The sequence below is a fragment of the Stenotrophomonas maltophilia group sp. Smal12 genome (assembly GCF_037079935.1).
Taxonomy (GTDB): Bacteria; Pseudomonadota; Gammaproteobacteria; order Xanthomonadales; family Xanthomonadaceae; genus Stenotrophomonas; species Stenotrophomonas sepilia.
Map to the genome: position 1 here is coordinate 36,248 of NZ_JBAWUK010000024.1, position 12,540 is coordinate 48,787.

Consider the following 12,540-nt stretch of genomic DNA (forward strand, 5'->3'; position numbering starts at 1 on the left):
CTTCAGGAATGCGAGGAATCGGAATGGGAGGCGATCGGTGCGCGGTCGGCGTCAGTGGGCTGGAAACCACCGCCCAGCGCCTTGCTCAGGCGCACCGAGGACTGCACCTGCTGCGACTGCAGGCCGGCCAGCTGCTGCTGCGACTGCAGCAGGGTGGACTGCGCGGTCAGCACGTCCAGGTAGCTGCCGATGCCGGCGCGGTAGCGCTGCTGGGCCAGGTCGAAGGCAGCGCGTGCGGTGTCCACCGCCTGCTGCTGCGACTGCGCCTGCTGTGCCAGCGAGCGCACCGCGTTGACCTGGTCGGCCACATCACGCAGCGCATCGAGCACGGTCTGGTTGTAGTTGGCCACCGCCAGGTCGTACTGCGCATCGGTATTGGCCAGGTTGGCGCGCAGCTTCCCGCCCTCGAAGATCGGCAGGCTCAGCGCGGGGCCGATATAGGCAAAGGTGGAGCTGCTCTTCAGCAGGTCGCCCACGTTCGGGGCGACCACGCCGGCCAGCGCGGTCAGGTTGAAGCTCGGGTAGAACTTGGTCTTGGCAACCTTGATCTGCTTGTCGGCCGCTTCAACGCGCCAGCGTGCGGCGACGATGTCGGGGCGGCGGCCAAGCAGCTCGCTGGGCAGCACGCCCGGCAGCTGCAGTGCCACCGGATTCAGCGGCCGCGGGCGCTGGATCGACAGGCCACGGTCCGGGCCCTTGCCGACCAGCGCGGCCAGCGCGGTGCGGGCGGCGTCGATACGCTGCTGGGCGGCCTGCACCTGCTGCTGCGCGGCCGGCACACGGGCCTCGGCCTGGCGCACCTGCAGATCACTGTCGATGCCGGCGCTGCGGCGCTGGCGGGTCAGTTCAAGTGACTTCTGCGAACGGGTCAGCTCTTCCTCGGCCACGTCGTTGAGCTGCCACGCGTAGCCCAGGTCGGCATAGGCCTGGGTGATGCCAGTGGACAGGTTCAGGCGTGCAGCCTGCGCTTCAACGGTGGCGGCGTGCGCACCGTCCACGGCGGCTTCCCAGGCGGCGCGCTTGCCGCCCCACAGGTCCACGCCGTAGCTGAAGTCGAAGGCGACCTGGCTGCTGCCGCCGTAACGGCCCCCCATCTCGCTGCCGACCATCGATTCGGGCAGGCGCAGGCCGGTGTAGCCACCGGACACCGACAGGCTCGGCAGTTCGTCGGCACGTGCGGTGCCGACCTGGGCCTGGGCCTGGCGCAGGCGGGCATCGGCGGCGTCGAGGCTCGGGTGGCCGGCCAGGCCCTCTGCGACCAGCGCGTCCAGCTGCGCATCACCCAGTGCCTTCCACCAGTCCTGCGCCGGGAAGCCAGTGGCGCTCAGGTCGGTGTCGGCCAGGGTGCGTTCGCTGTGCAGGCTGTCCAGGTCAAGCACGTGGCCCTGCGGGTTGAGGCCACGACTGCTGGCACAGGCGGCCAGGGCCAGGGCCAGCGCTGACACCAGCAGCGCGCGCCCGGACCGGCGGAAAGTGGAATGCGGGATCGGGTTCATGGGGTCGTCAGTGAATCGCGGATTCGGGTAAGGAGGGACAGCAGCAGCGTGCGCTCGTCGGCGGAAAGATCACGCAGGGCGTAATCCATCACCGCGTCGCCACGCAGCTTCAAGCGCGCCCACAGCGCGCGGCCTTCGTCGGTCAGCACGATCTGCAATGCCCGCCGGTCCTGCGCATGCGGTTCGCGGCGGACGCAGCCCAGCGCTTCGAGCTTGTCCAGCAGCCGGGTCACCGCGCTGGGCACCTGATCGATGGCCTGGGCCAGTTCGTTGGCGGTGCACGGCGCCATGTTCGAAAGCACCTTCAACCCGATGTAGTGGGTGAAGCCGATGCCCAGATCTTCTTCAGCCATGGACGCGTCGAGTTGGCGGACCAGGCCGTCGCGCACCTGGCGCAGCAGCAGGCCGAAGCCGGGGGGAGTGGTTGCAGGACAGATCATGGGGGAGCATTCTCTTCCAAAAAAAATATTTCTCAATGGAAATATTTGATCTGGCATCGAATGCTGTGTTGCAGCAGTGGGCTGGATCGGTGAAGGCGCCTACCTTAATGACCTGGTCAGGTGGCCCGGTAGTACAATCCAGCCAATGGATGACACATTTCAGCCAGCAGACATGATGAACAAGGCAGAAATCCCTACTCCCAAACGCCTGCTCAGGGACGAAGCACTGGACTGGTTCGAGCGCAACGACGGTCCCCCGGTGGTCGGTTTCCGTTTCGACAGCCCGCAAGGGCTGGTCCGTGAAGTGGATTGGCATCATCACCAGCGCGCGCAGCTGATTTGCGTCGAGCGCGGCCTTCTGACCACCCGTACCTCGCACGGCACCTGGTCGCTGGCGCCGGGCTCGGCCGGCTGGATGCCACTGCTGGAGCCGCACACGGTCACCCTCGACGGCCCCCTGCGTGGCTGGGGCATGGCGCTGGCGGCTCCGGTCTGTGCCACCCTGCCCTCCGATCCCTGCGTGCTGGGCCTGTCCAAGCTGGCGCAGGCGCTCGCCGAGCGCATCTGTGACTGGCCACCGGGCTACGACACCACCTCCGAACGCCAGCACATCATCGAGGTGCTGGTGGACGAGATCCGCACAGCGCCACGCCAGCGCATGCACTTGCCGATGCCGCATGACCGGCGCCTGCTGAAGATCGCCTCGCAGCTGCTGGCCGACCCGTCCGACGAACGCAGCCTGGCGGAATGGGCGCACTGGGCCGGCCTGTCACCGCGCAGCCTGACCCGCCACTTCCGCGACGAGACCACGCTCAGCTTCGCTCAGTGGCGGCAGCAGGCCCGGCTCTCCGAAGCCCTGCGCCAGTTGACCGATGGCCGCAGCGTCGCCGACATCGCCCATGCACTGGGCTTCAGCAGCGCCAGCGCCTTCGTCACCGTGTTCCGCCGCCACTTCGGGCTGCCACCGGGGCGCTACCTGGCGCGGGCCGGCCACGGCCTGGAAACCGGGCTGGACCCTGCACGCGGCTTGGCATCCCCCGCCGCATCCGGATAATCACAGGATTGCGAGCGGCGACCGCCGTCGCCGCCTCCCGACATAGGTAACAACGCCGCATGACCGAACTTGCCCGCCCCGTGTTCCACGGATTCGAACAACTGCCGCTGCGCGAGTACGCCGAACGCGCCTACCTCGACTACTCGATGTACGTGGTCCTGGACCGTGCCCTGCCTTTCATCGGCGACGGCCTGAAGCCGGTGCAGCGCCGCATCATCTATTCGATGAGCGAGCTGGGCCTGAATGCCGCGTCCAAGCCGAAGAAGTCCGCGCGCACCGTCGGTGACGTCATCGGTAAGTACCACCCGCACGGCGACAGTGCATGCTACGAAGCACTCGTGCTGATGGCGCAGCCGTTCTCGTACCGCTACCCGCTGATCGAGGGCCAGGGCAACTTCGGCTCCAGTGACGACCCGAAGTCGTTCGCGGCGATGCGTTACACCGAATCCAAGCTGACCCCGATCGCCGAAGTGCTGCTGGGCGAACTGGGCCAGGGCACCACCGACTGGGCACCGAACTTCGACGGCACCCTGCAGGAGCCGACCTGGATGCCGGCGCGGCTGCCGCACCTGCTGCTCAACGGCACCACCGGCATCGCCGTGGGCATGGCCACCGACGTGCCGCCGCACAATCTCAACGAGATCGTCAGCGCGCTGCTGCACCTGCTGGACAATCCCGACGCCAGCGTGCGCGACCTGTGCGAACACGTGCAGGGCCCGGACTACCCGTCCAGCGCCGAGATCATCACTGCGGCCAATGACCTGCGCAACATCTACGAGACTGGCAACGGCAGCGTGCGTGCACGCGCGACCTTCACCAAGGAAGCCAGCAACATCGTGATCACGGCGCTGCCGTTCCAGGTGTCGCCGTCGAAGGTGATCGAGCAGATCGCCGCACAGATGCGCGCCAAGAAGCTGCCGTGGCTGGAAGACATCCGCGATGAATCCGACCACGCCAACCCGGTGCGCGTGGTGCTGGTGCCGCGTTCGAACCGCGTCGACGCCGACCAGCTGATGGGCCACCTGTTCGCCACCACGGACCTGGAGCGCAGCTACCGCGTCAACCTCAACGTGATCGGGCTGGACGGCCGTCCTCAGGTGAAGAACCTGAAGATGCTGCTCAGCGAATGGCTGACCTTCCGCAGCAACACCGTCACCCGCCGCCTGCAGCACCGCCTGCAGAAGGTCGAGCGCCGCCTGCACCTGCTGGAAGGCCTGCTGGTCGCCTTCCTCAACCTGGACGAGGTGATCCACATCATCCGTACCGAGGACGAACCGAAGGCGGCGCTGATCGCGCGCTTCGGCCTGTCCGAGGAACAGGCCGAGTACATCCTGGAAACCAAGCTGAAGCAGCTGGCCCGCCTGGAAGAGATGAAGATCCGCGGCGAGCAGGACGAGCTGGCCAAGGAACGCGAGAAGATCCTCGGCATCCTCGACAGCAAGGCCAAGCTGAAGAAGCTGATCCGCGACGAACTGACTGCCGACGCCAGGAAGTTCGGCGACGCACGCCGTTCGCCGCTGGTGCAGCGTCAGGCGGCGCAGGCCATCGACGAGACCGAGCTGGTGCCGAGCGAGCCGATGACCGTGGTGCTGTCGGAGAAGGGCTGGATCCGTGCCGCCAAGGGCCACGACGTCGATGCATCTGCCCTGTCCTACCGTGAAGGCGACGGACTGCAGGGCGCGGTGCGCGCACGCAGCACCCAGCAGGTCGCGTTCCTCGACAGCGAGGGCCGCGCCTACTCGACGCCGGTGCACACCCTGCCCTCCGCGCGTGGCAATGGTGAACCGCTGACCGGCCGCTTCTCGCCGGCACCGGGCACCAGCTTCGTGACCCTGGCCAGCGCCGAGCCGGACACCCGCTTCGTGCTGGCCTCCAGCCACGGTTATGGCTTCGTCACCCGCTTCGAGAACCTGATCGGCCGCAACAAGGCCGGCAAGGCGATGCTGAACCTGTCGGCCGGTTCGTCGGTGCTGACCCCGTCGATGGTCGCCAACGTGGCCACCGACCGCATCGTGGCGGTGACCAGTTCCGGCAACCTGCTGGCGATCGCCGCCAACGACCTGCCAGAACTGGACAAGGGCAAGGGCAACAAGATCATCGAGATCCCGAAGGCCAAGCTCGCCACTGAACGCGTGGTCGCCATCGTGGCGATCAGCCCGGGGCAGACCCTGCAGGTGCGCAGCGGTCAGCGCACGATGGGGCTGAAGTTCAACGAGCTCGACGCCTACCTCGGCGCCCGCGCCACCCGCGGCCACCTTCTGCCGCGCGGCTGGCAGAAGGTGGAAGGGTTGTCGGTGGAGTGAGGAGCACGGGGGTCGGATCCCTTTCCACCGGAAAGGGCTCTGACCCCGGACACGAAAAAGCCGGGGCATTCCCCGGCTTTTTCGTTGTCGGCTGGCAGGCGGTGGAGCGGCTGGCGGGCGAAGGCTGGCTGGCGGTGCTCCGGTGCTGGCGGGCGACAGAACGCTGTACTTCTTCTGGTACAGCCGACCGCTGGTCGGCTGCATTTCGCAGAGCAGCCGACCAGCGGTCGGCTCTACCGGAACGCAGCCGAGCATTGGCTCGGCTCTACAAAAAGCGGTGCCGGCTCAGTGCGCCGGGGCGCCGGTGCCGTCGATCTTGCTCAGCTGGTACAGCTCCAGGCCGATGCGCTTGATCAGGCCCAGCTGCTGTTCCAGCCACCAGGCATGGTCTTCCTCAGTGTCCTTCAGCTGCGCCAGCAGGATGTCGCGGCTCACGTAGTCGCCCTTCTCCTCGCACAGCTTCATGCCGGCGGCCAGATTGTTCCGAACCGCGTATTCAGTGTCGAGATCCTTCTGCAGCATCTCCTCCACGGTCTTGCCCGGCTCGGTGGCATGCGGGCGCATGTCCGGGTCGCCCCCCAGGAACAGGATCCGGCGCAGCAGCGCATCGGCATGCTGGGTTTCCTCTTCCATCTCGTGGTTCAGGCGTTCGTACAGCGCGAACAGGCCCTGGTCCTCGTAGCGGCGGGAATGGATGAAGTACTGGTCGCGGGCAGCGAGCTCGCCGCGCAGCAGTTCCTTCAGGCAGGCGATGACGTCCGGGTTGCCTTTCATGGGGGGCTCCTGTGAATCGATGCGGCATAGGGTGCCGCATTTCAAAATACGGTGATCTAATCGGAATCAGTCGCAGTTGCGCCTGCGGCTACAATCGGCCCACGAGTTCGGAAAGGACGTGCGATGCGACGTACATGGCGTTGGGTGCTGGGCGTGTTGGTCGCCATCGTGCTGGTCACCGCACTGGTCCTGTGGCTGCTGCTGCGCGGCAGCCTGGCCGACCTGGACGGCGAGCATGCGCTGCCCGGCCTGGCCAGGCCGGTCACCATCGAGCGCGATGCGCTGGGCGTGGTCACCATCACCGCCACCAGCCAGGCCGACGCGATGCGCGCATTGGGCCGCGTGCATGCGCAGGAACGCTATTTCGAGATGGACCTGATGCGCCGTAGCGCCGCCGGCGAACTGTCCGCACTGTTTGGCCCGAAGGCGATCGATGCCGACAAGCGCATGCGCGTGCATCGGCTGCGCGCGCGCACCGAGGCGAACATGCAGGCTGCGCTGGGCGACAACGTCGACGCCGTGAGCGCCTATGTCGGTGGGGTCAATGAGGGCCTGGCCGGCCTCTCCGTGCGGCCATGGGCCTACCTGCTGCTGCGGCAGTCGCCGCAACCGTGGCAGGCCAGCGACAGCGTGCTGACCGGGCTGGCCATGTACGCCGACCTGCAGGACCCCGGCAACCAGACCGAGCTTGCACTGAGCCGCATCCGCGCAGTGGTGCCGCCGGCGCTGTACGCATTGATCGCCCACGACGGCACGGAATGGGATGCGCCGCTGTTCGGCGAACCCACCGGCAACGCCACGCTGCCCGATGCCAGCCAGCTGGACCTGCGCACGCTGAAGGGAAAGCCGGGCACCGGGCAGGAAGAGGCCGATGTCATCGGCAGCAACAACTTCGCCGTGGCCGGCGCGCTCACCGCCGACGGTCGCGCGATCGTCGCCGACGACATGCATCTCGGCCTGCGCGCGCCGGGTCTGTGGTTCCGCGTGCGCCTGCGCTACCCCGACCCGCAGGCCGCGGGCGGACAGGTCGACGTCACCGGCTTCTCGCTGCCTGGCCTGCCGGCGGTGATCGTCGGCAGCAACGGCCACGTCGCCTGGGGCTTCACCAACAGTTACATAGACACTGCCGATTACCGCACTGAACCAGCCAACGCCGCAGTGACCGTGCATGAAGAGCGGATTGCGGTGGCCGGCCAGGCCGACGTGCTGTTCCCGGTGCGCGAATCCGCCTGGGGGCCGATCCTGCACACGCATGCCGATGGCAGCGGCGACGCGCTGCGCTGGGTCGCCCACCTGCCCGGCGCGGTGCGCCTGGACTTCGGTGACCTGGCCCGCGCCGGTGACCTGGACGCGGCCCTGCAGTTCGCCGACCACGCCGGCATCCCCGCACAGAACCTGGTGGTCGGCGACCGCAGCGGACGCATCGCCTGGCGCCTGATCGGCGCCCGCCCGGATCGCGGTCCGGGCTGCGCGCCGGCCGGCTTCAACGCCGCCCACAACCAGGACTGCGCCCCCTGGCCGATCCGCAGCGACGCCTCGCCGGCATTGATCGACCCACCGAACCATCGCCTGTGGACCGCCAACGGCCGCGTCCTCGACGGCGAGGCACTGGCCAATGTCGGCAACGGTGGTTATGACCTTGGCGCCCGTGCGCGGCAGATCCGCGACCTGCTGGCGATCCAGGAGCGCTTCGACGAACACGACCTGCTGGCGATCCAGCTCGACGATCGTGCGGTGTTCCTGCAGCGCTGGTGGGCGCTGCTGCACGACGTCATCGAACGCAGTGACGACCCTGCACTGAAGCGCTTGAAGGAGGCCAGCCATCAATGGGGCGGCCGTGCCTCGGCCAGCTCTGTCAGCTACCGGGTGGTGCGTGAGTTCCGTACGCAGGTGATGAAGACACTGTCCGATGCACTGCTGGCACCGGCCAATGCGCAGCTGGGCGATGACTATCTGGAGCCGCGCCTGGCGCAGCTGGAAGGGGTGGCCTGGCCGATGCTGCAGCAGCGGCCGGCCAATCTTCTGCCACCGGCCTTCGACAGCTGGGATGCACTGCTGATCGACGCCGCACGCCGTACCGAAAGTGAGCTGACCAGGCAGGGACCGCTGGCCAAACGCAGCTGGGGCGAACGCAATACCGCGGCGATCTGCCATCCCATCGCACGGGCGCTGCCGGACATCGCCAAACGCTGGCTGTGCATGCCGGCCGACCACCTGCCCGGCGACCGCGACATGCCGCGCGTGCAGACGCCGAACTTCGGCGCTTCCGAGCGCATGGTGGTTTCGCCGGGCCACGAGGCCGACGGCATCGTGCACATGCCCGGCGGCCAGAGTGGGCATCCACTGTCGCCCTACTGGGGTGCCGGCCACGAAGACTGGGTGCATGGCCGGCCGACGCCGTTCCTGCCGGGCAAGGCGCAGCACACCATGACGCTGGTGCCAGCGCGGTAGTGGGGGGGGGGGGGGGGGGGGCCCCGCCCCCCCCCCCCCCCCCCCACCACGAGGTCGTGGCCGTCTATACCCAGCCTGACCGGCCGGCCGGCCGTGGCCGTGGCCTGGCACCGTCGCCGGTCAAGCTCGAGGCCGTGGCCCGTGGCATTCCGGTCTACCAGCCCGAATCACTGAAGGACGAGGCTGCACAGCAGCAGCTGCGCGACCTGCAGCCGGACCTGATGGTGGTGGTGGCCTACGGCCTGCTCCTGCCCAAGGCGGTACTGGCGATCCCGACCCACGGCTGCTGGAACGTGCATGCCTCGCTGCTGCCACGCTGGCGCGGTGCTGCGCCGATCCAGCGCGCGATCCAGGCCGGTGACGCAAAGACCGGTGTGTGCCTGATGCAGATGGAAGCGGGCCTGGATACCGGCCCGGTGCTGCTGCACCAGGAACTGCCGATCGCTGCCACCGATACCGGTGGTCAGCTGCATGACAAGCTGGCCGAGCTGGGTGCACAGGTCCTGTCCGACGGCCTGGGCCTGCTGCGGGCCGGCATCAAGCCGATCGCGCGGCCGCAGCCGGAGCAGGGCGTGACCTATGCGCACAAGCTGGACAAGGCCGAAGCCCGTCTGGACTGGGCGCAGGGCGCCGATGTGCTGGCGCGTACCGTGCGTGCCTTCAATCCGTGGCCGATCGCCGAAGCGACGCTGGCTGGCGAACGCGTGCGCATCCATGGCGCGGTGGCACTGGATGAGGCCCACGGCCAAGCGCCGGGCACGGTGCTGGCGGCCAGCCGCGATGGCATCGACATCGCCTGTGGCCAGGGCGCACTGCGCTTGCGTACGCTGCAGCGCGAAGGCGGCAAGGCGATCACCGCCGCCGACTACCTCAACGCCCGCCGTGATCTGCGCGTGGGAGCATAAGCGGTGTCGAAGCAGAACGATTTCTCCGTGGCCAAGGCGGCGCCGGGCGCGGCCACGCGCATGCTGGCCGCGCGTGTGCTGGCACAGGTGTTCACCCGTGGCCGTTCATTGAAGGCCGAACTGGCCTGGGCGCTGCCGAAGCTGGCCGACAGCCGCGATCGTGCCTTGCTGGAAGCGCTGTGCTTTGCGGTCCTGCGTCGCCGCAGCACCTATGACGCTGCCTTGCAGTCGTGGATGCAGAAGCCGCTGTCGGCGCGCGACGCCGACCTGCGCACCCTGTTGATGGTGGGCTTTGCCCAGCTGGACGTGCTGGAACTGCCGGCGCATGCGGCGCTGTCGGCCACGGTCGATGCCGCGCGTGCGCTGGGCCGTGAGCGCCAGGCCGGCCTGGTCAATGCGATCCTGCGCCGCGCGCAGCGCGAAGGTTTCCCGGAGCAGCCGGCGCGCGATGCCTTCCCGGAATGGCTGGCCGATGCGGTGGAGCGCGATTGGCCGGCACAGGCCGACGCGATCTTCAGCGCCAGCCTGCAACCGGCACCGTTGTGGCTGCGTGCCAACCGCCAGCACGGTGGCCGTGACAAGGCACTGGCGGCACTGGCCGAGGCGGGCATTGCCGCCGAACCCAGCGCGCTCTGCGCCGATGCATTGCGCCTGGCAGCCCCCGTTGCGGTGAACCAGCTGCCGGGTTTTGCCGACGGTGCACTGTCGGTACAGGACCTGTCGGCGCAATGCGCAGCCGACGCGCTGGCGCCCGCGACCGGCGCCCGCGTGCTGGACGCCTGTGCGGCGCCCGGTGGCAAGTCGGCGCACCTGCTGGAACGTGACCCCAGTCTGCGCCTGCTGGCGCTCGATATCGATGCGCGTCGCCTCGCGCGCGCCCGCGATACCTACACCCGCACCGGTGTGGGCGAGGGCGCGCAGACCCGGGTGGCCGATGCCAGCGATCCCGGGGCCTGGTGGGACGGCACGCCGTTCGACGCCATCCTGCTGGATGCCCCGTGCTCGGCCACCGGCGTGATCCGCCGCCAGCCGGACGTGATGTTCCACCGCCGCGCCGAGGACATCGATGCGCTGGTCGGCGTGCAGGCCCGCCTGCTGGAGGCCTGCTGGTCGATGCTGCGCCCGGGAGGCGTGCTGCTGTACGCCACCTGTTCGATCCTGCGCGCCGAGAACGTCGATCAGGTGCGAGCCTTCCTGAAGTGGCATCCGGACGCAGCGGCACAGCCTCTGGATGACACATTCGGCCTCGATTGCGAGGGGATTGCGCGCCAGCGCCTGCCGGGTGACAACGATGCTGACGGTTTCTTTTACGCGCGTCTGCTAAAAACAGCCTGACCCCGCTGACGTTCCGAGTCCCATGCTGAAATCCCGCGCGTCGCGCGAGACGTGGTTGTTCGTGGTGATGGCCCTGCTGGTGCTGGGGGCCGGGCTGGGCCTTCGTGATCCGTGGCCGTCGGACGAACCGCGCTTCGCGCTGGTGGCCAAGCAGATGTTCGACAGCGGGCAGTGGCTGTTCCCGCATCGCGGCACCGAGCTGTACTCGGACAAGCCGCCGATGCTGATGTGGTGGCAGGCCACGCTGTACAGCCTGGTCGGGCAGTGGCGCGTGGCCTTCCTGCTGCCGTCGCTGCTGGCGGCCCTGGGCACGCTGTGGTGCGTGGTCGACCTGGGGCGGCGCCTGTGGACGCGGCGGGTGGGGCTGTACGCCGGCTGGGCGCTGCTGTTCGCGCTGCAGTTCACCTTCCAGGCGAAGAAGGCGCAGATCGACCCACTGCTGCTGCTGTTCATCACCCTGGCCAACTACGGCCTGCTGCGCCACCTTCTGCTGGGACCCAGCTGGCGCTGGTGGTGGCTGGGCTGGTTCTTTGCTGGCATCGGCGTGATCACCAAGGGCGTGGGGATGCTGGCGCTGCTGATGCTCGTGCCTGCGGCGATCGCCGCGGCGCTGCAGTGGCCACGGGTGGGACTGCATGCGCGCGACGCGCGTTTCTGGCTGGCGCCGCTGGCCTTCCTGCTGGCGGTGTCGTTGTGGCTGGCGCCGATGCTGCTGGCCGGCTTTGCCACCGGCTCGGACGAGTACCGGGCCTACATGGACGACATCCTGTTCCAGCAGACGGCGCGGCGCTACGCCCATTCCTGGGACCACCACCAGCCCGCCTGGTACTTCCTGGCGACGATGCCGCTGATGTGGATCCCGGCGTTCCTGGCCCTGCCCTGGGCGATTCCGGCGTGGCGCCGCCGGCTGCGCCGTCGCGACCCGCGCTACCTGCTGCCGCTGGCCTGGTGGCTGATGGTGGTGCTGTTCTTCTCGATTCCGGCCGGCAAGCGCGATGTGTACATCCTGCCGGCGCTGCCGATGTTCTGCCTGGTGCTGGCGCCGCTGTTGCCTGGATTGCTGAGGCGGCGCGACGTTCAGGCCGTGGTGGGGGTGTTCACCGGCCTGCTGTCACTGGGCCTGGCCCTGGCCGGTGCGATGGCGGTGCTGGGCGAGCCGGCCTTCGAGCTGCGCCTGACCCACAGCCGCGGGCTGGCGCCCGGCGCTGTCGACGCACTGGCCTGGACGATCCTGGCGATGGGCGTGTGGGGCGGATTGAGCCTGCTGGCCTGCGGCCGTCGCCGGCATCTGGCGCTGGTGTCGACCCTGGGGATGGTCTGGGTGCTGTACAGCCTGGTCGGCTATCCGCTGCTGAACGATTCCAGTTCCGCCCGCGGCCTGATGCGCACGGTTGGTAGCCGTCTGGGCCCGGATGCCGAATTGGGGCTGGTGGCCTGGAAGGAGCAGCATCTGCTGCTGGCCGACCGTCCTGCAGCGACCTTCGGTTTCGAGACGGACTGGGACGAGCAGCTGATTGCGGCCACGCGCTGGCAGCGGCTGGCGCCCGGACGCCGCTGGTTGCTGGTGCACGAATACGCGATGCTGTCGTGCGTCGACCGCAACCGTTCTGAACTGGCCGGCGTGGCCAACCGGCGGCGCTGGTGGCTGGTGCCGGCAGCAGCGGTGAAGGTGCCCTGCGTGGTCACTGCAGAGGAGCGCGAACGTGAACGGCGTTTGCAGGAACATGACTAGCCACCACGATTCCGGCTTGTCCAGTCTGCCCAAGCGGGCCCAAAGGCAGT

Annotated in this window: 9 protein-coding genes; 6 read left to right on the forward strand and 3 right to left on the reverse strand. The window is 68.5% G+C overall.

Annotated elements, in window-relative coordinates; translation table 11 throughout:
- Positions 1-2 precede the first annotated feature (2 nt).
- Positions 3-1,496 (reverse strand): multidrug efflux transporter outer membrane subunit EmrC, encoded by a 1,494-nt coding sequence (gene emrC, locus WDC87_RS12075; RefSeq protein ID WP_252744667.1) that lies wholly within the window; start codon positions 1,494-1,496, stop codon positions 3-5.
- Complete coding sequence (emrR, locus tag WDC87_RS12080; RefSeq protein WP_252744668.1) at positions 1,493-1,936, reverse strand: multidrug efflux system transcriptional regulator EmrR; 444 nt, start codon at positions 1,934-1,936, stop codon at positions 1,493-1,495. Before emrR ends, emrC begins: the two co-directional genes overlap by 4 nt.
- 172 nt (positions 1,937-2,108) lie before the next feature.
- Between emrR and WDC87_RS12085 the strand changes: the two genes are divergently transcribed.
- Together WDC87_RS12085 and parC are read left to right on the forward strand one after the other, a co-directional pair.
- Positions 2,109-2,990: a helix-turn-helix transcriptional regulator gene (locus tag WDC87_RS12085; protein ID WP_252744669.1), complete on the forward strand. Its 882-nt coding sequence runs from the start codon at positions 2,109-2,111 to the stop codon at positions 2,988-2,990.
- Between the two features lie 59 nt (positions 2,991-3,049).
- Positions 3,050-5,293 carry a DNA topoisomerase IV subunit A gene (gene parC, locus WDC87_RS12090; RefSeq protein ID WP_088496946.1) on the forward strand — a complete coding sequence of 748 codons (2,244 nt, stop codon included), beginning with the start codon at positions 3,050-3,052 and terminating at the stop codon, positions 5,291-5,293.
- A gap of 285 nt (positions 5,294-5,578) precedes the next feature.
- Here parC and bfr read toward each other — a convergent pair whose 3' ends face one another.
- Positions 5,579-6,067 carry a bacterioferritin gene (gene bfr, locus WDC87_RS12095; protein WP_072166798.1) on the reverse strand — a complete coding sequence of 163 codons (489 nt, stop codon included), beginning with the start codon at positions 6,065-6,067 and terminating at the stop codon, positions 5,579-5,581.
- Between the two features lie 123 nt (positions 6,068-6,190).
- On the opposite strand from bfr, the gene WDC87_RS12100 reads away from it, so the two are divergent.
- The 4 genes from WDC87_RS12100 to WDC87_RS12115 are packed head-to-tail and all read left to right on the forward strand — an operon-like array spanning position 6,191 to position 12,490.
- A complete protein-coding gene (locus WDC87_RS12100; RefSeq protein ID WP_252744670.1) occupies positions 6,191-8,518 on the forward strand; it encodes a penicillin acylase family protein in 2,328 nt (775 codons plus the stop codon).
- Complete coding sequence (gene fmt, locus WDC87_RS12105) at positions 8,518-9,423, forward strand: methionyl-tRNA formyltransferase (protein WP_336331302.1); 906 nt, start codon at positions 8,518-8,520, stop codon at positions 9,421-9,423. The genes WDC87_RS12100 and fmt overlap by 1 nt, the downstream gene beginning before the upstream one ends.
- A 3-nt stretch (positions 9,424-9,426) precedes the next feature.
- Positions 9,427-10,758, forward strand: coding sequence for a 16S rRNA (cytosine(967)-C(5))-methyltransferase RsmB (gene rsmB / locus WDC87_RS12110; RefSeq protein ID WP_065196856.1), 1,332 nt, complete (start codon positions 9,427-9,429; stop codon positions 10,756-10,758).
- A gap of 22 nt (positions 10,759-10,780) precedes the next feature.
- A complete protein-coding gene (locus WDC87_RS12115) occupies positions 10,781-12,490 on the forward strand; it encodes a glycosyltransferase family 39 protein (RefSeq protein ID WP_072167255.1) in 1,710 nt (569 codons plus the stop codon).
- The last annotated feature ends 50 nt before the right edge of the window (positions 12,491-12,540 follow it).

What these genes read in the sequence shown, in the direction of transcription:
- emrC (WP_252744667.1), bottom strand. Translation starts at nt 1,496, where the DNA reads ATGAACCCGATCCCGCATTCCACTTTCCGCCGGTCCGGGCGCGCGCTG.
- emrR (WP_252744668.1), bottom strand. Translation starts at nt 1,936, where the DNA reads ATGATCTGTCCTGCAACCACTCCCCCCGGCTTCGGCCTGCTGCTGCGC.
- WDC87_RS12085 (WP_252744669.1), top strand. Translation starts at nt 2,109, where the DNA reads ATGATGAACAAGGCAGAAATCCCTACTCCCAAACGCCTGCTCAGGGAC.
- parC (WP_088496946.1), top strand. Translation starts at nt 3,050, where the DNA reads ATGACCGAACTTGCCCGCCCCGTGTTCCACGGATTCGAACAACTGCCG.
- bfr (WP_072166798.1), bottom strand. Translation starts at nt 6,067, where the DNA reads ATGAAAGGCAACCCGGACGTCATCGCCTGCCTGAAGGAACTGCTGCGC.
- WDC87_RS12100 (WP_252744670.1), top strand. Translation starts at nt 6,191, where the DNA reads ATGCGACGTACATGGCGTTGGGTGCTGGGCGTGTTGGTCGCCATCGTG.
- WDC87_RS12115 (WP_072167255.1), top strand. Translation starts at nt 10,781, where the DNA reads ATGCTGAAATCCCGCGCGTCGCGCGAGACGTGGTTGTTCGTGGTGATG.